Here is an 18549-nt window from a genome sequence, read left to right as displayed (position 1 = left end):
CGCCTAGAGGTGCTGGGCGAAGTCGGTCAGTTCGGCCAGGATCTCGGCTGCCGCCGCCCGCGCTCTCGGCAGGTCCTCGGGGCCGTCGACGTGCTCGATCACTTCGAGGTAGGCCTTGAGCTTGGGTTCGGTGCCGGAGGGCCGCACGATCACCCGCAGCCCCGACCCGCTGATCTCGACTGCGTCGGTGCGTAATTCGTCGTCGCGCTGGGCGTAGTCCAGGACGGTGACCGTCCGGCCGGCCAGTTCCGTCGGCGGTGCGCTGCGCAACCGGTGCATCATGTTCCCGATGTCGGCGAGGTCCGCGACCCGCCGCGAGACCTGCGCACCCAGGTGAACCCCGAACTCGACGGCGAGGTCGTCCAGCACGTCGAGCAGGGTGCGACGATCCTGCTTCAGGCCGGCGGCCAGATCTGCGAGCACCACCGCGGCCGAAATACCGTCCTTGTCGCGCACCACGTTCGGATCCACACAGTGCCCGATGGCCTCCTCGTAGGCGTACACCAGGCCCTCGCCCGCGCGGACGAGCCATTTGAATCCGGTCAGGGTGCGGGCATAGCGAGCGCCGCGCGCCGGAGCGAGCGCCGAGAGCAGTTGCGACGAGACGATCGTGTTGGCCACCAACGAGTCGGCGGGCGCATCGGCGAGGAGATGGTTCGCGAGCAGGGCCCCGGTCTCGTCGCCGGTCAGCATGCGCCACCCGCTGTCCGTCGGCACCCCGACCGCACAACGATCGGCATCGGGGTCGAGGGCAATTGCGATATCGGCGTCGATCTCCGCTGCCAGCGCGAGCACGGCGTCTGCCGCTCCTGGCTCCTCGGGGTTGGGAAACGTGACGGTCGGAAACGCAGGATCGGGCTCGAACTGCTCCTCGACCACCCGGATATCGCGGAACCCCGCACCACGTAGTGCTGCCATCGCAAGTTCACCGCCGACGCCGTGTAGGGGAGTCAATGCGATGCGGATGTCGCGACCCCTCGAACGAGGCAGTGCGACAACGGAATCGAGATATCGAGCCGCGATGTCGGAGCCGCCGGGCTGCACGATCGCGCGCGGAATCTCGATCGCGTCGGGAGTGGCCTCGATGAGCGCTTCGATCTGGGCGTCGCTCGGCGGGATCAGTTGCGAGCCGCCGCGGAGATACACCTTGTACCCGTTGTCCGCAGCGGGATTGTGCGAGGCGGTGATCTGCACGCCGAGCTCGGCATCGAGTGCCCGCACCGCGAAGGCGACGACGGGGGTCGGGAGCGGCCGAGGCAGCATCACCACCGAAAAGCCCTGGGCGGAGAAGGTTTCGGCGGCCGCGAAGGCGAACTGTTCGGAGCCGTTCCTGGCGTCGCGACCGACCACGACGGTGGACCCACCCAGACCGTTCTCGATCAACCAGGCTGCGATGCCGGCCGAGGTTTTCGTCACCACCGCCACATTCATCCCGTTCGGTCCCGCGCGCACCGGGCCACGAAGACCTGCGGTACCGAACGTCAGGGGTCCGCTGAACCTGTCGGCGAGTTCGGCCTCGGGCAGGCCGTCGAGTTCTTCGCGAGCAGCGGGGTCGGGATCGCCTGCGATCCATCGTTGTACTCGCTCGGTGAGATTCTCGGTCACAGGCGGGAGACCAACTCGTGCAACAGCGATCCCATGCGGGCAGCGGACTCCTTGCCTGCAGCGAGTACTTCGGTGTGATTCAGGTGCTCACCGGTCATTCCGGCCGCGAGATTGGTCACCAGCGAGATGCCCAGGACGCGTGCGCCTTTCGCTCGCGCGGCGATCGTCTCGTGCACGGTCGACATCCCTACGAGGTCCGCACCGAGTGTGCGCAGCATTCTGATCTCGGCGGGCGTCTCGTAGTGCGGACCGGGAAGGCCGGCGTAGACGCCGTCCTCGAGCGACGGATCGATGTCGGCCGCAAGGGCCCGAAGTTCGGGGGAGTACGCGTCGACCAGATCGACGAACTCCGCCCCGACGAGGGGCGAACGAGCCGTCAGATTGAGGTGGTCCGAGATCAGTACGGGCTGTCCGACGCTCATGCCGTCTCGGATACCGCCTGCAGCGTTGGTCAGCACGACGGTCGTGGCACCTGCCGCGATCGCGGTCCGCACCGGATGCACGACGCGTCGCAGGTCGTGCCCCTCGTAGGCATGCGTGCGTCCCTGCAGCAGCAGTGTGTGGGTGCCGCCGACGTCCACCGAGGTGATGGTGCCGGAGTGGCCCGACGCCGACGGTGGCGCGAACCCGGGCAGGTCGGCCATGCGCACGGTCGCGGTGGGGGAGCCGAAGACGTCGGCTGCCGCCTGCCATCCGGAACCGAGAACGATGGCCACGGTGTGGGTGTCGACTCCGGTTGCTGCGGCGAGTGCGTCGGCGGCGGTGCGCGCGGCACCCTCGGGATCGGTCACTGGGTCGGTCGCATGTGCGTCGGTGGTTGCCACGATGAACAACAGTAGGAGATCGACGCAACGGATGTGCGACCGGCGGAAGTTACTGTTGGGTAGTATCCGCTGCATGCCTTATCTCGAACGCGACGGTGACGTCCACATCCTGTTCCTCGGAGCCCAGGACGGAGCGGACAATCCCGAGAACCGTTTCCACCCGGACTGGATCGACGCCACCCACGCGTTGCTCGACGAGGTCGAGGCCTCGACCGGTCCGGCGGCGCTGGTCACCACGTCGGCGGGCAAGTTCTACAGCAACGGCCTCGACACCGACTGGCTGTTCGCCAACCTGGACGAGATCACCTGGTATCTCGACCGCGTGCACACTCTCTACACCCGGTTGCTCGCTTTTCCGATGGCCACCGTCGCTGCTGTTCAGGGCCACGCATTCGGCGCAGGCGCGATGTTCGCCACCTCCCACGACTTCCGCATCCAACGGGTCGATCGCGGCTTCTACTGCCTTCCCGAGGTGAACCTGAACATGCCGTTCACCGTCGGAATGTCTGCTCTGATCAACTCCCGGCTGCCCAAGCAGACCGCCGTCGAGGCGATGACGACCGGTCGCCGCTACGGCGGAGCCGACGCCGTGGCCGCCGGAATCGTCGAGGCGACGGCAGTGGAGGAGTCGCTGGTGTCCGACGCGGTCGCGAAGGCCGCCGCACTGACGAGCACCCGGGGTGCCAACCTGGCCGGCATCAAGGCTCGCATGCACGTGGATCTGCTCGCCGCGTTGAACACTGCGACCGACGACAGCAACTTCAGCTTCGGGAAGTAGTCACTCGGCACAGCTGTTCCGACAGTCGGTCGCGCTAGTGACACACTGTCTCTCGTGATCGACGAATCGAACAGTGCCGACGTGGGTGAGGCGATGGACCGCGCCCTGGCCGACGCCACCGACGAAGTGGTTGCGCTCTCGCACTCGATCCACGCGGAACCGGAGCTGGCGTTCGCCGAGCATCGCAGCGTCGCCAAGATCCTCGACACGCTCCGGGCCCACGATTTCGAGATCGAGACGGCCGTCGCAGGCATCGACACCGCGTTCACCGCGTCGTTCGGCAGCGGCGATCTGGTGATCGGGATCTGTGCGGAGTACGACGCTCTGCCCGAGATCGGTCATGCGTGCGGGCACAACATCATCGCGGCCTCGGCCGTGGGTGCTGCGCTTGCGCTCGCTCCGGTCGCCGACGCACTCGGGATCACCGTGCGAGTGCTCGGTACCCCGGCCGAGGAGACCGGCGGCGGCAAGGTCTTGATGCTCGAGCGCGGAGTGTTCGACGGCGTCGGCGCGGCGTTGATGGTCCATCCCGGTCCCTTCGACATCGTGGGTGCGACCTCGCTGGCGCTGGCGGACATCGCGGTCAAGTTCACCGGCCGTGCCGCGCACGCGTCGGCTGCTCCCGAGTGGGGAATCAACGCAGGCGACGCGGTGACCATCAGTCAGGTGGCACTCGGGCTCCTGCGCCAGCATCTGTCGCCGGGTCAGCAGCTCCACGGCATCGTCAGCGACGGGGGTGTGGCACCGAACATCGTGCCCGGCCATGCCGAGCTGCTCTACTACCTGCGCGCGAACACCACCGAATCGCTGCACGCTCTGACGGCGAAGACGTACGCATGTTTCGAGGCAGGAGCGATCGCCACCGGGTGCACTCACGAGATCCGCACGGTGTCGCCGACCTATGCGGCGCTGACGCCGGATTCGTGGCTGGCTGCGGCTTTTCGGCAGGAGATCGAAGCATTGGGCCGATCGCCCCTGGCTCCGGATTTGGAAGGATTTCGCCCGTTGGGCAGCACAGACATGGGAAACGTGACGAATGTTCTACCCGGTATTCATCCCGTCGTCGGCCTCGATGCGGGAGGAGCGGTGACCCATCAGCCGGAGTTCGCCGCCGCGTGTGTCACCGAGTCGGCCGATCGAGCGTTGCTCGACGGAGCTCTCGGTCTCGCCAGAACTGCTGCGCGCGCCGCAGCCGATCCCGGTACCCGCGCCCGTCTGCTCGACGGCGTGACCGCTCGCTCGGCGGCGCAGTCGTGAGTACCCGCGAGGACGCGATCGATCGGTGGATTCACGCGCACACGGCAGATCTCTCGCTGTGGCGGCGGCACATTCACGCACATCCGGAACTTGCTCGACGCGAATTCGGCACCACCGCGTTCGTGATGGAGCAGCTCGAAGCGGCGGGTCTGTCGCCCAAGCCGCTCCCCGGTGGAACGGGGTTGATCTGCGACATCGGGCCCGACGGTCCCCGGGTGGCGTTGCGGGCGGACATGGACGCCCTGCCGCTGCAGGAGAACACCGGCGCGGTGTACTCGTCGACCGTGCCGGGGGTGTCGCACGCCTGCGGGCACGACGCACACACCACGGTGCTGCTCGCGACCGGATTGGCGCTGGCGTCACTGCCGGACCTGCAGTACGGGGTGCGCCTGATCTTTCAGCCCGCTGAGGAGGTCATGCCGGGCGGTGCGCTCGACGCGGTGGCCGCGGGAGCGCTCGACGGCGTCACCAAGATCTTTGCGCTGCACTGTGATCCGCGGCTCGAGGTAGGGCAGGTCGGCGTGCGCCTCGGTGCGATAACCTCTGCGGCCGACACCGTCGAGCTGCGGCTGGATTCGCCCGGCGGACACACGTCTCGGCCGCACCTGACCACCGATCTGATCTACGCACTGGGCACCGTCATCACCGGCCTGCCCGGAATGCTGAGCAGGCGCGTCGACCCGCGGACCAGCACGGTCATGGTGTGGGGAGCTGTGGTCGCGGGCCAGGCCCCCAACGCCATACCGCAGACCGGCATGCTGACCGGCACCGTCCGCACCGGCGATCACGAGACCTGGGCGTTGCTCGAACCGCTGGTCCGCGAGATCGTCACCGGATTGCTCGCACCGACCGGTGTCCGCTTCGAGCTGCACTATCGTCGCGGCGTGCCTCCCGTGGTCAACGATCCGGCGTCCACGCACACGTTCGAGAAGGCGATCGAGAGGGTCGGACCCGACGCATTGGCCGATACCGCGCAGTCCGGCGGCGGCGAGGATTTCTCGTGGTACCTCGAACGAGTGCCGGGCGCGATGGCTCGACTCGGTGTGTGGCCGGGCACCGGGCCGCAACTCGACATCCACCAACCCACCTTCGATCTCGATGAACGAGCACTGGCCGTGGGCGTGAAGGTGATGACCGGAATCGCGCTGGATCCGAACTAGAGGCAGGAGACGAGATGGCGTTCAAGGTGTCGCCGATCGGGATCGTCAGATCCGAACGCGCCGAGGTGGTGGACGACAACTGGGGATCGGTCGAATCCGTCCTCGACCTTCACGACAGTGTGCTCGACGCCGACTCGACTCTCGGTCTCGCGGAATTCTCCCACCTCGAAGTGGTCTACGGCTTCCACCTGTGCGATCCGGCCGCGACGACCACCGGTTCTCGGCACCCCCGCGGTGACACGACGCTTCCTCGGGTGGGTGTCCTCGCTCAACGGGTCAAGGACCGGCCCAATCATCTCGGAGTGTCGCGGTGCGAGATCGTCGACGTGGACGGACTGCGCATCCGAGTCCGAGGTCTCGACGCGATCGACGGCTCACCGGTGTTCGATGTCAAGCCGTTCCTGCAGTCCATGGTTCCCGAGCGTACGGATGTGACCGAGCCGGCTTGGGTGGCGTCGGTGATGAAGAACTACTTCTGATCCGTCCCTCGAACTACGAGGCGGTACCGGGGCCGACGTTGCGGCTGTTGCGGGTTCGTAGGTCCCGCACGTATTCGGCTGGGGCACCGGCGATTTCGGCTGCCTCGGCCATGACTCCGAGGTAGCGTGCCGACGGTAGGCCGCCCTCGTAGGCGTCGAGCACGTACATCCAGGCGAGCACCGGCTCCCGGCCGGTCTCGATGCGCAGCCGGATCTTCCGGTGAATACCGAGTTCCGAGCCCTCCCAGCGATCCAGGCTCTCCTCGTCCTCCTCGGACACGTCGTAGAGCACGACGAAGACCTGCGAGTCGGGATCCTCCACGACCGTGGCCAGCGCGCCTTCCCAACCGATGTCGCCACCGCCGAAGGTCAACCGCCATCCGTGCAGCCACCCAGTTCCCGACAGGGGCGAGTGAGGGCATCGCTGCAACATCTGCTCCGGATGCATGTTGGATCCGTAGGCGGCATAAATTGGCACGTCGGCCAGCCTAAACGGTATCGGTGCACACTGACGCCTCGTGGTCGTGTTTCGGTGCGTCGCCCCAGGTCCGCCCTCCTACGGGGCAAGGCAAGCCAGCCCTACCGACGCGCGAGGGCAGCCTCTGGAATACCGTTGACGCGACACAGCGAGAGATTTCGAGCATGCGAGAAGAGGATCAATGACCCGGATTGTGATCATCGGTGGTGGTCCGGCAGGGTACGAAGCAGCGTTGGTTGCCGCACAGTACGGCGGAGAGGTGACGCTCGTCGATTCCGACGGTATCGGCGGTGCCTGCGTTCTCTGGGACTGCGTGCCGTCGAAGACGTTCATCGCCTCGACCGGCATTCGCACCGAGATGCGCCGAGCCAGCGACCTCGGTATCTCCCTCGATCCGTCGCAGGCCGCCGTGGCGCTGCCGAAGATTCACGACCGTGTGAAGAGCCTCGCGCAGGCGCAGTCCTCCGACATCGCCCACCGCGTCACCTCCGTCGGCGTGGAGCTGTTGGCCGGACGCGCCGAGATGATCGACTCCCACGTCGGGATGGCCTCGCACCAGATCAAGGCGGTGCTCGCCGACGGCGAGGAGCGCATCCTCGACGCCGATGTCGTGCTCATCGCGACCGGTGCCCGTCCTCGCGTGGTCAAGGGAGCCGAGCCCGACGGCGAACGCATCCTCAACTGGCGTCAGCTCTACGATCTCGAGTCCCTCCCCGAGCACCTGGTGGTCGTCGGATCCGGTGTGACCGGTGCCGAGTTCGTCTCGGCCTACACCGAGATGGGCGTCAAGGTCACCGCCGTCTCGAGCCGCGACCGCGTCCTTCCGCACGAGGACGAAGACGCCGCGCTGGTGCTCGAGGACGCGTTCAACGAGCGCGGCGTCACCCTCGTCAAGCACGCCCGCGCCGATTCGGTCGTTCGCACCGACGACGGCGTTCTGGTCACGCTGTCGGACGGCCGCACCGTCGAGGGCAGCCACGCCCTGATGACCGTCGGCTCGGTGCCCAACACCTCCGGTCTCGGACTCGAGAAGGTGGGCATCGAACTCGACAAGGGTGGATACCTGCGGGTGGATCGCGTCTCGCGGACCGCGGTCGCCGGAATCTATGCAGCCGGTGACTGCACCGGTCTGCTGCCGCTGGCCTCGGTTGCGGCGATGCAGGGACGCATTGCGATGTATCACGCACTGGGACAGGCCGTCAGCCCGATCAAGCTCAAGACCGTGGCCTCGGCGGTGTTCACGCGGCCGGAGATCGCGTCGGTCGGCGTCGCGCAGTCCAAGATCGACGCCGGTGACGTACCGGCGCGCGTGGTGATGCTGCCGTTGACAACGAATCCGCGAGCGAAGATGAGCGGGCTCAAGCGTGGTTTCGTGAAGATCTTCTGCCGCCCGGCGACCGGCGTCGTCATCGGTGGTGTCGTGGTCGCCCCGAGTGCGTCGGAGCTGATTCTGCCGATCGCGATGGCGGTACAGAACAACCTTTCGGTCAACGACCTGGCGAACACGTTCTCGGTGTACCCGTCGCTGTCCGGTTCGGTCATCGAGGCCGCGCGTCAGTTGATGGCGCACGACGATCTGGACTGATTTCATCATGTGAGAATTGCGTTTCATATTTCGGTAGCACGTGAGACAGTCGAAGGAGCGGACACATCCGTCCGCTCCTTCTTCGACTCAGCGGATCCGCGGGCCGTCTCCCCATTCCTGCTGCCCCGGAGCCTCTCTCATGTCCACTACGAACCGTCCCGCCGGCCTGGCCGCCCGCACCGACTCGCTCACCAGCTCGGCCATCCGTGACCTCCTCGCTCTGACTGCACGCGACGATGTGATCAGCCTCGCCGGAGGTCTACCGGCCACCGATCTGATACCGATCGACCGCATCGCCGCAGCAGCAGAGGCTGCGCTTCGTCGCGCCGACGCGGTGCAGTACTGCGAGACATCCGGCCACCGCACTCTGCGTAGCGTCGTTGCAGCCAGGGAATCGCTCACGCGCGGGGGAATGCCCGTTCCGGTCGAGTCCGTCATCGTGACGCACGGTTCGCAGCAGGCCCTGACGTTGCTCGCGCAGGCCCTGATCGACCCCGGTGCTGTCGTCGTGGTCGACGAGCCCGCGTACACCGGTGCGCTGCAGGTGTTCTCGATCGCCGAAGCGCGCATCGAGTCCATTCCCATCACCGATACCGGAATGGACACCGACGAACTCGAACGCAGACTGGCGGCGGGGCTGCGTCCCGCGGTGGTCCACACTGTCGCGAACTTCCACAATCCGCGGGGAGTCACGATGAGCGAGCAGCGTCGACGCCACCTCGCGGCTCTCGCGGATCGCTACGGATTCTGGGTCATCGAGGACGACCCGTACGGTGAGATATGTTTCGACACAACGGAATCCGATATCGGCGTTCCGCCGCTGCCGATCGCGTGCCACAGCGATCGCGTCATTCGACTCTCCAGTGCGTCGAAGATCCTCGCTCCGACGCTCCGTGTCGGCTGGTTCGTCGCCCCGCCCAGCATCTGTGCGGCGGTGGAACTGCTCAAGCAGGGCGCGGATCTGTGTGGATCCTCGATGACGCAGCTGATGGCAGCGGAGATGCTCGCCGACACCGCGTGGCTCGATGCGCACTTGGTCGTTCTGCGGCGCGAGTACGCCTGCCGTGCTACGGCATTGACGAATGCTCTCGGCGCCGAGTTCGGTGATCGGCTCACCGTCTCGCGCCCCGAGGGTGGCATGTTCGCCTGGGCCACCTTCCGGGACGGAACCGACACCGGTGAGTTGCTCGACGCGGCGCTCGATCACGGAGTTGCCTTCGTGCCGGGCACGGCGTTCGCTTCGGATGCGCAGTACCGTCACTCGCTGCGGTTGAGCTTCGCCGGATCGACCCCGGCCGTGCTGGCAGAGGCAGTGCGACGATTGGGTGCCGCGCACTCGGCGTCGACTCGAGTGCGCTGATCTGATTGCCCCGACCCCACTGCTTCGACCGGACTGCTTCGACCACGGCAGGTTCTGCGCCCGGAGGACCTGGGGCGGTAGCCTGACGTGCAAGCAATGCGGGGATTTTCGATGGAGATGGAGCGTTCGGGATGAGCAACCGATCGAATACGAAGTTCCTCGGACCCGACCAGCGGGTGGAGGCGTGGGACCAGCTCGGAACCGAGCAGTTCGACGTGGTGGTGATCGGCGGTGGCGTCGTCGGCTCCGGTGCGGCCCTCGACGCGGCGACGCGCGGACTGAAGGTGGCGCTGGTCGAGGCGCGGGATTACGCGTCGGGAACGTCGTCTCGCTCGTCCAAGATGTTCCACGGCGGGCTTCGATACCTCGAGCAGCTCGAGTTCGGACTGGTCCGTGAGGCCCTGCACGAACGCGAGCTCTCCCTGTCCACGCTCGCACCGCACTTGGTCAAGCCGCTGAAGTTCCTCTTCCCGCTCACTCACCGGTTGTGGGAGCGTCCGTACATCGCCGCGGCTATTTTTCTGTACGACCGGATGGGTGGGGCCAAATCGGTACCGCAGCAGAAGCACCTGACTCGATCCGGTGCGCTGCGGATGTCGCCTGGGATCAAACGCAAGTCGTTGATCGGCGGGATCAGGTACTACGACACCGTCGTCGACGACGCCCGGCACACCATGACCGTCGCCAGGACGGCCGCTCACTACGGCGCAGTGGTGCGAACCTCCACCCAGGTCGTCGGTTTCCTGCGTGAGGCCGACCGGGTATCCGGTGTGCGCGTGCGTGATTCGGAGACCGGTGCCACCACCGAGGTGCGGGCACACGTGGTGATCAATGCCACCGGCGTGTGGACCGACGAGATCCAGTCGCTGTCCAACATGCGCGGACGCTTCCGCGTACGCGCCTCGAAGGGCGTGCACATCGTGGTGCCTCGCGATCGAATCGTCAGCGAGGCCGCGATCATTCTGCGCACCGAGAAGTCGGTGCTGTTCATCATTCCGTGGGGTGCACACTGGATCATCGGTACCACCGACACCGACTGGAATCTCGATCTGGCACACCCGGCCGCCACCAAAGCTGACATCGACTACATCCTGGGCGAGGTCAACGGCGTGCTCGTCACGCCGCTCACCCACGCGGACATCGACGGTGTGTACGCGGGCCTGCGGCCACTGCTGGCAGGCGAGAGCGACGAGACCTCGAAGCTCTCTCGCGAGCACGCGGTCGCTCGGGTGGCCCCGGGACTCATCGCCATCGCCGGCGGCAAGTACACGACCTACCGAGTCATGGCCGAGGACGCCGTCGATCTGGCGGCCGAGGACATCCCGGTGCGGGTGGCGTCCTCGATCACCGAGAAGGTGCCCCTCGTCGGTGCCGACGGTTACTTCGCCCTGGTCAATCAGGCACCGCATCTGGGCGAGATGTACAAGCTGCATCCACATCGGGTGACGCATCTGCTCGATCGATACGGCTCGCTGATCGACGAGGTGCTGGCGATGGCGGACGGCAAACCCGAACTGCTGCAACCACTCACCGATGCGCCGGCCTACCTTCAGGTGGAGGTGGTGTACGCCGCGGCAGCGGAGGGTGCACTGCATCTCGAGGACGTGCTCTCGCGTCGTACCAGGATTTCCATCGAGTACTCCCATCGCGGGATGAACTGTGCGGGTCAGGTTGCGGCGTTGATCGCACCGGTCCTGGGTTGGGACGAGGCCACGGTGGACCGTGAGGTCGAGACGTACCGTGCCCGGGTGGAAGCCGAGATCGAGTCGCAGCGCCAGCCCGACGACGAATCGGCAGACGCTCTGCGAGTCGTCGCTCCCGAGGCCCGGCAGGAAATCCTCGAACCCGTTCGCACGATCTAGCGCAGTCGAACCAGCGTCCGGGGTGCACGAGCCGCGGTCGCGCCGGACACGGCCATGATCAGCAGGGTGAGTATCGCAAGTGTCAACATACGATCCATGGTGATCGGCGAAGCTGTGAACAGGCTTGGCCGTACCTGACAGGGAGCTTTCAGGTCGGTGGCCGCTGGCAGTGCGGGCAGTGGTAGATCTGCCGTTCCTCGAGTGGGTTGTCACCGATGAGGCCGAATTCGATGGTGGTTCCGCATCGTCGGCATGGCTTGTTCTCGCGCCCGTACACCCAGAAGTGTCGGCCTGGTCGCCGATCCCCGGTGGTGACGCGTTGATTTCGATCCTTGTTGGCCATGATCAATCGATAGGACAGGTCGATCGTCTTCTTCAGGTCACCGGCGTCGCCGACCGGTGTACGCGGGTCTATGCCACGCAGAAAGCAGATCTCGTTTCGATAGACGTTGCCGAGCCCTGCGATGTTGCGCTGATCGAGCAGAGCGAGTCCGACGGGACGAGCCGGATCCGACTCCAGATTGGTCAAGGCGGTTTTCGGGTCCCAGTCGGGACCGAGTAGATCCGGTCCGAGATAGCCGACAACCTCGTCCTCGTTCTCGACGATGTCGAGCACTCCGAGCTCGAACCCGATGGCCTGCGCGTCGGCGGTGTTCAAGATGATGCGTGCCTGGAAGGCCGGGCGACGCCAGCGAGCGCCGGGTGCATAGACGTGCCAGGTGCCTTCCATCTTCAGATGCGAATGAATGACGTAGCCGCCGACTCTGATCAGCAGGTGCTTACCGCGTGAGGCGACGGAATCGACGGTCTCTCCGGTGAAGTCGACTGTGGCGTAACGGGGTACGCGAATGTCGCAGGTGGTGAGCTGCCTGCCCTCGAGTGCGGCGCGCAGGGTGTTGGCAGCGCGCCAGACGGTATCGCCCTCGGGCATCGGTGTCCTCTCTCGTTCCTGGGGAGTGTTGCGGTGCTTCAGCGACGCAGACGAAGGCCGCGTGGGGTCGCCGAGAAACCGGCCTCGGTCAGGGTCTTGGAGAAGTCCGTGCCGTGAATGTCGTGACCGTTGATCCGCTCGACGAGTAGCTTGTCGACTCCGCCGCGGCGAACGGTGGCCGCCAATGCGGTTGCTGCAGCGCTGATGTCCTCGGTGTTCTCACCGAACGTCAGCACCGACTTTCCGCCGCGTTCGACGAACATCGTCAATTCGCCTCGGACGAGGACCACCAGTGCACCGGCCTTGCGACCCGGCCGATGCTTCGTCGTCTCGTCCGGCTTGTCTCCGACACCGGCCTCGCCGCTGCCTGCTTTCGGCCAGGGCAGTGCTCCGCCGTAGGGGTTGGCCGGATCGCAGGACGCGAGCACGACGGCGGTGGCGTTCTTCTTCGGTTCGTCGTAGCTGCGCAACCGGTCCACCACATCGGAGGTGGAGAACTGCGCTCCGCCGAGGGAATCGACGAAATAGCCGCGACGGCAGCGACCGGAATCCTCGAATCCGGTGAGCACCTTGTACATCGTGGCGAATCCGCCGGGCACGCCCTCGTTCATCACCGAACCGCGGGTCACCACGCCGTAGCGTTCGAGCAGTACATCGGCGGTCGCATGGGCGCGGACGGTCAGGTCGGGTTCGAGCTCGGGCAATCGTGACCATCGTCCACCCGCCGTCGGCGGCCCGGTGCGGGTCGGGAGCGAGGGGCGCTCGAATTGCCGGTACGAGCGCAACCGCGGTGTACGACGCGGTGCTCGATGGCTCGGGGCCGAGCGGGTGGTCGTGGAGTTCAACAGCGCGCGCAGCGGGGCGAACGTGTCGTTGCTCAGACGGCCAGCCCACACCAGCTCCCACAGTGCAGCCTGCAGAGCGGTGTCGTCGGTACTGCCGACGGTGTCGGAGAGTTGGCGGAAGAAGTACGCGCCGCCGCCCGCAACGGCGTCCTGAATACGAATCTGCAACTCCGACAAGTCCGATTCGGCGGCCGGTACGAGCGTCAGCGGAGCAGTATCGGCCATGTGCAGGCTCACCCAGCCGTCCTTGGACGAGATCGCGCCGTGCCCCGACCACAACACCTCCCCGGTGGAGGTCAGTTCGTCGAGCATCGCCGGGCTGTAGTCCGTCACCCGCGACGAGAGCACGAGTGATTCCCAGGCCGATGCCGGAACAGGAACGCCCGCAAGTTGTTCGATGACGGTCGCGACGCCGTCGATTCCGCTTAGGCGCCGGCTGTCCACGTGCTGCCACGCCGGCAGGAAGCGGCCGAGGGTGGCGGTGGAGACGGGTTCGATTTCCTGCCGGGCCGCAGCGAGCGACCGCCGCCGCAAACGCCGGAGGACCTCGGCCTCGCACCATTCGCTGCCGGTGGCTCCGGGCCGAAATTCGCCCTCGACGACGCGCTTGTCGACGGCGAGTCTGCGCAGGACGTCGCGTACCACGGCGGTGCCCACCCCGAAGCGCGCCGCCGCGTCGTCGAGGGTGAACGGTCCGTGGGTTCGGGCGTACCGGCTGATCAGGTCCACCAGCGGGTCGTCGACGGGTTCGATGAAGGCGGCCGGAGTTCCGATGGGAAGCGGGACGCCCAGTGCGTCGCGCAGCCGCGCGGCGTCCTCGATCGCCGTCCACCAGTTCTTGCCGGCGAACGAGACCTCCATCGCCCGCTTGGCGTCGGCGAGTTCGGTGAGCCACTGCGGGTATTCGTCGCCGTCGGTTCGAAGGCCGACTTCCTCGACGGTCAGCGGACCGAGCAGTCGCAGCAGGTCTGCGACGCCTTCGATGTCCTTGGCGTGGCGGTCCTCGGGGAGGCGCTGTAGCTCGAGTTCGGTGGTGGTGATGACGCTGTCGTCGAGCAGCTCTCGAAGTTCGACGCGTCCGAGCAGCTCGGCGAGGAGCGCCGAGTCGAGTGACAGTGCGGCGGCACGGCGTTCGGCCAACGGGCTGTCGCCCTCGTACATGAATGCGCCGACGTAGTTGAACAGCAGCGAATTGGCGAACGGCGACGGTGACGGTGTCTCGACGTCGACGATTCTGATCTGGCGTCGGCCGATTCTGGCCAGGATGTCCTCGAGGGCGGGGAGGTCGTAGACGTCCTGGAGGCACTCGCGGACGGTCTCGAGCAGGATCGGGAACGTCGGGTACTTGCGTGCCACGTCGAGCAGCTGGGCCGAACGCTGGCGCTGCTGCCACAGGGGCGCACGCTTGCCCGGGTTGCGGCGGGGGAGAAGCAGTGCGCGAGCGGCACATTCGCGGAATCTCGATGCGAACAGAGCCGATCCGCCGACCTGTTCGGTGACGATGTCGGCGATCTCGTCGCGCTCGAAGACGAACAGTTCTGCGCCCGGTGGCTGGTCGTCGGTGTCGGGAAGCCGGACGATGATGCCGTCGTCGGATGCGGTGGGGGCGGCGTCGATGCCGTACCGCTCGATCAGCCTCGCGCCGACTGCGAGGGCCCACGGCGCGTGCACCTGCTGACCGTAGGTGGAATGCAGCACGAGCCGCCAGTCGCCCAGTTCGTCGCGGAACCGCTCGACGATCATCGTCTTGTCGGTGGGGAGCTGGCCGGTGGCCTCGAGTTGCTCGTCGAGCAATGCGATGAGGTTGTTGACCGCGTTGGCGTCGAGACCGTCGGAGCTCAGCCGGTCGGCCAAGTTGCTGCGATCGGTGGTGGTACGCAGGAACTCGCCCAGGGCCTGGCCCAGTTCGGCCGGCCGGCCCAGGCCGTCGCCGTGCCAGAAGGGGAGCCGGCCGGGTTGGCCGTACGCCGGGCTGACGAGCACCCGATCGTGGGTGATCTCCTCGATCCGCCAGCTGGTGGCACCGAGAGCGAACACGTCACCCACTCGCGATTCGTAAACCATCTCCTCGTCGAGTTCGCCTACCCTGGACTGCTTTTCGCCCACCATGTAGACGGTGAACAGGCCGCGGTCCGGGATGGTGCCACCGGAGGTGACGGCCAGTCGCTGCGACCCGGGACGGCCGGTGAGAGTGTTGGCGTCGCGGTCCCACACGAGCCTCGGCCGCAGTTCCGCGAACTCGTCCGAGGGGTAGCGGCCCGAGAGCAGGTCGAGAGTCGACTCGTAGGCAGATCGGGGCAGGGTGGCGAAACTGCCTGTGCGACGGACGGAATCGAACCAGTCCTCGGCGTCGATCGGTTCGAGGGCGCAGGCTGCCACGGTCTGCTGCGCCAGCACGTCGAGTGGATTGGCGGGAACGAACAACGCCTCGATCTTGCCCGACGTCATGCGTTCGACGGTGACGGCGCAGTGGATCAGGTCGGTCCGGTGCTTGGGGAACAACACGCCCTTGGAGATCTCGCCGACCTGGTGACCCGCGCGTCCGACGCGTTGCAACCCACTCGCCACCGATGGCGGCGCTTCGACCTGGACGACCAGATCGACCGCGCCCATGTCGATTCCGAGTTCGAGGCTGCTGGTGGCGACGACGCAGCGCAGCCTGCCGGTCTTGAGATCGTCTTCGATCAGCGCGCGCTGATCCTTGCTGACGCTGCCGTGGTGGGCCCGGGCCAGCAACGGATCGGCACCGTGGTTCACGTCGTTGGGAGTGCCGACCTGCGAGGGCGGTTTGTGCTCGGTCTCGACGCCGTCGCCGATCCGTTCGGCGTACACCTCGTTGAGCCGCGCAGTCAGCCGCTCTGCGAGACGTCGAGAATTGGCGAAGACGATGCACGATTTGTGCTCGAGGATGAGATCGACCATCTTCTCCTCGACGTGGGGCCAGATGGATCCCTGCGCCGGGGGAGCGGCCGAGGTGTCCGCATTCGGGTCGGTGACGCCCAGTTCGGTCATGTCCTCGACCGGCACCTGGACCGTCAGATCGAACGTCTTCGGTGCAGGCGGAGCGACGATCTCGATGGGAGCGGCACCGGCCAGGAAGCGGCCGACTTCCTCGTGGGGTCGCACCGTCGCGGACAGGCCGATGCGTTGAGCCGGCTTGTCCAGCATCGCGTCGAGCCGTTCGAGAGACACCGCGAGGTGTGCGCCACGTTTGGTGCCTGCGACGGCGTGTACCTCGTCGACGATGACGGTGTCGACCTCGGCGAGGATGTCTCGCGCGGCCGAGGTGAGCATGAGGAACAGCGATTCCGGGGTGGTGATCAGGATGTCCGGCGGCGTCTTGATCATGTTCCTGCGGTCGGCGGCGCTGGTGTCGCCGGATCGCACACCGACCGAGATTTCCGGTGGGTTCAGGCCGAGGCGCTTGGCGGTCTGGGTGATGCCGACGAGGGGAGCGCGCAGGTTCCGCTCGACGTCGACGGCAAGGGCCTTGAGCGGCGAGATGTAGAGGACTTTGGTCTTGCGGGTGCTGTCCGCACCCAGCTGCGCGAGCTCGTCCAGGGCCCACAGGAAGGCCGAGAGCGTCTTGCCCGACCCCGTCGGAGCAACCACGAGGGTGTGCGAACCACTCGAGATGGACGACCACGCGCCCAACTGTGCGGACGTCGGAGCGGGAAAAGCGCCGGTGAACCATTCCCGGGTCGGCCGCGACAACTTCTGCATCACCGACAGCTCGCCCGCTGCGTCGGTGCCCGTACTCTGCCTGGCCATCCCATCATCATGCCCCCGGGCACCGACAGATAACCCTCACGCCGTTTCCCGAGCGTGCGGCGGTGTCGATTCGAGCGATTCGGGTACACCGCCCCCATGACCGACGACCAAGAGATCATGCAGAAGATTTCCGCGAAACTCGACGCTCTGCTCGGCAGCAAGACCAACGGCCTGCAGAACGAGGTGCCTCCGGGCGCGAGCATCCAGTCCGACGAGGACGATGCCGAGCACGGGCCACTCGGCCGCGACTACCACCTGGCGAGCAAATACGCGCAGGCTCTCGCCATCAACGAGCCTCAGGTCATCGACCGCGAGGAATTCGATCGACTGGTCGCCGAGTACGGCTGACCAGGACCGCTGCGCGACACCGGCCCCGGCCCGCCTACGTGGGTCGGGGCTTCGTCGTGTTCGCAGCCGTGGCGCGGAGCCCGGCACCGGATCTACAGTCGACGGGGTGACCGAACGCAAGAAACCAGGAGTCACGTTCGAGTCCTGGGTCGACAAGCAGATTCGCGAGGCGCAGGACAACGGTGCGTTCGAGGGCCTCGAGGGCACCGGCAAGCCGATCCCGGTCGGCGATCCCGGCGACGAGCTGTGGTGGGTGCGGGGCTACCTGAAACGGGAGAACCTGCCCGCCGACGCCTTGCTGCCCACCGCATTGCAGCTGCGCAAGGAGATCGAGCGGCTGCCGTCGACATTGATCGGCATTCGGCGCGAGGATTCGGCACGAGAGGTGTTGGACGAGTTGAACGCTCGCATCGTCGACTGGATTCGGTTCCCGACGCCGCCGATCGTGCCGCTCGGCCCGGTGGACGTCGAGAACTGGATGGAGAGCTGGCGGATCAACCGCGCCGAGGTCGACCGACTGGCCCGCGAGCATGCGGCGCAGTCGCCCGCGACACCAACGAATCCGGCGGGTTCGAACCCACCGTCCTGGTGGACGCGACTGCGCACGAGGATCGCCCGGAGGCGTTGAGCCCGAGCGCCTAGTTCTCTTCGTCTCGCAGCTCCTCGTTCAGCTTGTCCTCACCGCGATTGCGGAAGAACTTGAATCCCGGAATGCCGATGACCGCACGTCGAACGTCCTTGGTGACTCCGAGGAGTTCGTGAATCTCGGGGGACACCGTGTCGAGGGTGGCGAGAATGGGAAGCAGCGCTTCCATGTGATCGAGGAGTCCGGGGAGCTGATCGACCATCGCGATTGCGGCGTCGACTTCCTCCTCGGACAGGTTGTCGACGAACTTGCGGGCCATGGGCTCGGACTTCTTGGCGATGGGATCGAACAACTCGATCAGCTCCAGCGCGGTGTGTGAGGCGACCGACGCCGACGCGACCACCTCGTCCGCGGCCCCGGTTGTCCGCTGCACGCTGGCGACCACGGCGTCGGCGGAGTCGATCACGTGATCGATACGTGTCATCAACATCTCAATGCGCGTCAGCAGTGCTTCGATTCGGCCGGGCAGGGTAAGCGCGAAAGCGGTCGTGGTGAGCATCCAGCCCGCACCGGCCCGCGCGACCGCGACTCCTCGCCGGAGCACAGTTTCGGTACCGAGGGGATCGGGGAGAACCACACCTGCCAAGACCAGAGCCATAGGAGCGACAATGCCACACCGA

At 66.5% G+C, this 18549-nt stretch carries 15 protein-coding genes; 9 read left to right on the top strand and 6 right to left on the bottom strand.

From position 1 onward, the window contains the following. Window positions 1–3: 3 nt before the first annotated feature. Together QM590_RS02295 and QM590_RS02290 are read right to left on the bottom strand one after the other, a co-directional pair. The gene (locus QM590_RS02295) at window positions 4–1605 is read right to left on the bottom strand and encodes a phospho-sugar mutase (RefSeq protein WP_269593463.1); all 1602 of its coding nucleotides are present in this window, start codon (window positions 1603–1605) and stop codon (window positions 4–6) included. Beyond that, a complete protein-coding gene (locus QM590_RS02290) occupies window positions 1602–2504 on the bottom strand; it encodes a purine-nucleoside phosphorylase (RefSeq protein WP_373454880.1) in 903 nt (300 codons plus the stop codon). Before QM590_RS02290 ends, QM590_RS02295 begins: the two co-directional genes overlap by 4 nt. Here QM590_RS02290 and QM590_RS02285 point away from each other — a divergent pair. The 4 genes from QM590_RS02285 to QM590_RS02270 all read left to right on the top strand — a co-directional run bounded on the left by QM590_RS02285 (window position 2503) and on the right by QM590_RS02270 (window position 6103). Further along, window positions 2503–3207, top strand: a complete 705-nt coding sequence (locus tag QM590_RS02285) for an enoyl-CoA hydratase/isomerase family protein (protein WP_269593464.1) — start codon at window positions 2503–2505, stop codon at window positions 3205–3207. The two genes, QM590_RS02290 and QM590_RS02285, sit on opposite strands and share 2 nt — an antisense overlap. Window positions 3208–3300: 93 nt before the next feature. Continuing rightward, complete coding sequence (locus QM590_RS02280; RefSeq protein WP_094686492.1) at window positions 3301–4464, top strand: M20 family metallopeptidase; 1164 nt, start codon at window positions 3301–3303, stop codon at window positions 4462–4464. Beyond that, window positions 4461–5624 (top strand): M20 family metallopeptidase, encoded by a 1164-nt coding sequence (locus QM590_RS02275; RefSeq protein ID WP_269593465.1) that lies wholly within the window; start codon window positions 4461–4463, stop codon window positions 5622–5624. Before QM590_RS02280 ends, QM590_RS02275 begins: the two co-directional genes overlap by 4 nt. A gap of 14 nt (window positions 5625–5638) precedes the next feature. Continuing rightward, on the top strand, window positions 5639–6103 hold the full coding sequence (locus tag QM590_RS02270; RefSeq protein ID WP_269593466.1) for a TrmO family methyltransferase domain-containing protein: 465 nt from the start codon (window positions 5639–5641) through the stop codon (window positions 6101–6103). Window positions 6104–6116: 13 nt separating this feature from the next. On the opposite strand, the gene QM590_RS02265 is transcribed toward QM590_RS02270, so the two are convergent. Next, window positions 6117–6581: a gamma-glutamylcyclotransferase family protein gene (locus tag QM590_RS02265; protein ID WP_037188123.1), complete on the bottom strand. Its 465-nt coding sequence runs from the start codon at window positions 6579–6581 to the stop codon at window positions 6117–6119. A 181-nt stretch (window positions 6582–6762) separates the two neighbouring features. Here QM590_RS02265 and QM590_RS02260 point away from each other — a divergent pair, with 181 nt between their 5' ends. The 3 genes from QM590_RS02260 (at window position 6763) to QM590_RS02250 (ending at window position 11388) form a co-directional block, all read left to right on the top strand. Then, window positions 6763–8166 carry an NAD(P)H-quinone dehydrogenase gene (locus tag QM590_RS02260; RefSeq protein WP_068051456.1) on the top strand — a complete coding sequence of 468 codons (1404 nt, stop codon included), beginning with the start codon at window positions 6763–6765 and terminating at the stop codon, window positions 8164–8166. A 139-nt stretch (window positions 8167–8305) separates the two neighbouring features. Continuing rightward, entirely contained in the window at window positions 8306–9526 is a 1221-nt protein-coding gene (locus QM590_RS02255; RefSeq protein WP_269593468.1) for an aminotransferase-like domain-containing protein, read from the top strand. A gap of 131 nt (window positions 9527–9657) precedes the next feature. Further along, window positions 9658–11388 (top strand): glycerol-3-phosphate dehydrogenase/oxidase, encoded by a 1731-nt coding sequence (locus QM590_RS02250; RefSeq protein ID WP_269593469.1) that lies wholly within the window; start codon window positions 9658–9660, stop codon window positions 11386–11388. A 148-nt stretch (window positions 11389–11536) separates the two neighbouring features. Here the strand turns inward: QM590_RS02250 and QM590_RS02245 are convergent, their stop codons facing one another. Both QM590_RS02245 and QM590_RS02240 read right to left on the bottom strand, forming a co-directional pair. Next, on the bottom strand, window positions 11537–12319 hold the full coding sequence (locus tag QM590_RS02245) for a DNA-formamidopyrimidine glycosylase family protein (protein WP_269593470.1): 783 nt from the start codon (window positions 12317–12319) through the stop codon (window positions 11537–11539). A gap of 38 nt (window positions 12320–12357) precedes the next feature. Continuing rightward, on the bottom strand, window positions 12358–16935 hold the full coding sequence (locus QM590_RS02240; protein ID WP_411741261.1) for an ATP-dependent helicase: 4578 nt from the start codon (window positions 16933–16935) through the stop codon (window positions 12358–12360). A 96-nt stretch (window positions 16936–17031) separates the two neighbouring features. Here QM590_RS02240 and QM590_RS02235 point away from each other — a divergent pair, with 96 nt between their 5' ends. Both QM590_RS02235 and QM590_RS02230 read left to right on the top strand, forming a co-directional pair. Next, entirely contained in the window at window positions 17032–17283 is a 252-nt protein-coding gene (locus QM590_RS02235) for a modification methylase HgiDII (protein WP_068051442.1), read from the top strand. Between the two features lie 106 nt (window positions 17284–17389). Next, window positions 17390–17911, top strand: a complete 522-nt coding sequence (locus tag QM590_RS02230; protein ID WP_269593471.1) for a DnaJ family domain-containing protein — start codon at window positions 17390–17392, stop codon at window positions 17909–17911. A 10-nt stretch (window positions 17912–17921) separates the two neighbouring features. On the opposite strand, the gene QM590_RS02225 is transcribed toward QM590_RS02230, so the two are convergent. Next, window positions 17922–18527 (bottom strand): ribulose 1,5-bisphosphate carboxylase large subunit, encoded by a 606-nt coding sequence (locus QM590_RS02225; RefSeq protein ID WP_068051439.1) that lies wholly within the window; start codon window positions 18525–18527, stop codon window positions 17922–17924. Window positions 18528–18549 lie beyond the last annotated feature (22 nt).

Source organism: Rhodococcus sp. IEGM 1372 (assembly GCF_030056835.1).
In the GTDB taxonomy this organism is placed as follows: domain Bacteria; phylum Actinomycetota; class Actinomycetes; order Mycobacteriales; family Mycobacteriaceae; genus Rhodococcoides.
The sequence above is the reverse complement of the archived record's forward strand: the minus strand, read 5'-3'. Positions and strand labels throughout refer to the sequence as shown.

Coding starts and splice junctions, on each gene's coding strand:
- QM590_RS02285 (WP_269593464.1), top strand. CDS start 2,503: ATGCCTTATCTCGAACGCGACGGTGACGTCCACATCCTGTTCCTCGGA.
- QM590_RS02290 (WP_373454880.1), bottom strand. CDS start 2,504: ATGCAGCGGATACTACCCAACAGTAACTTCCGCCGGTCGCACATCCGT.
- QM590_RS02280 (WP_094686492.1), top strand. CDS start 3,301: ATGGACCGCGCCCTGGCCGACGCCACCGACGAAGTGGTTGCGCTCTCG.
- QM590_RS02270 (WP_269593466.1), top strand. CDS start 5,639: ATGGCGTTCAAGGTGTCGCCGATCGGGATCGTCAGATCCGAACGCGCC.
- QM590_RS02260 (WP_068051456.1), top strand. CDS start 6,763: ATGACCCGGATTGTGATCATCGGTGGTGGTCCGGCAGGGTACGAAGCA.
- QM590_RS02255 (WP_269593468.1), top strand. CDS start 8,306: ATGTCCACTACGAACCGTCCCGCCGGCCTGGCCGCCCGCACCGACTCG.
- QM590_RS02250 (WP_269593469.1), top strand. CDS start 9,658: ATGAGCAACCGATCGAATACGAAGTTCCTCGGACCCGACCAGCGGGTG.
- QM590_RS02245 (WP_269593470.1), bottom strand. CDS start 12,319: ATGCCCGAGGGCGATACCGTCTGGCGCGCTGCCAACACCCTGCGCGCC.
- QM590_RS02240 (WP_411741261.1), bottom strand. CDS start 16,935: ATGGCCAGGCAGAGTACGGGCACCGACGCAGCGGGCGAGCTGTCGGTG.
- QM590_RS02235 (WP_068051442.1), top strand. CDS start 17,032: ATGACCGACGACCAAGAGATCATGCAGAAGATTTCCGCGAAACTCGAC.
- QM590_RS02225 (WP_068051439.1), bottom strand. CDS start 18,527: ATGGCTCTGGTCTTGGCAGGTGTGGTTCTCCCCGATCCCCTCGGTACC.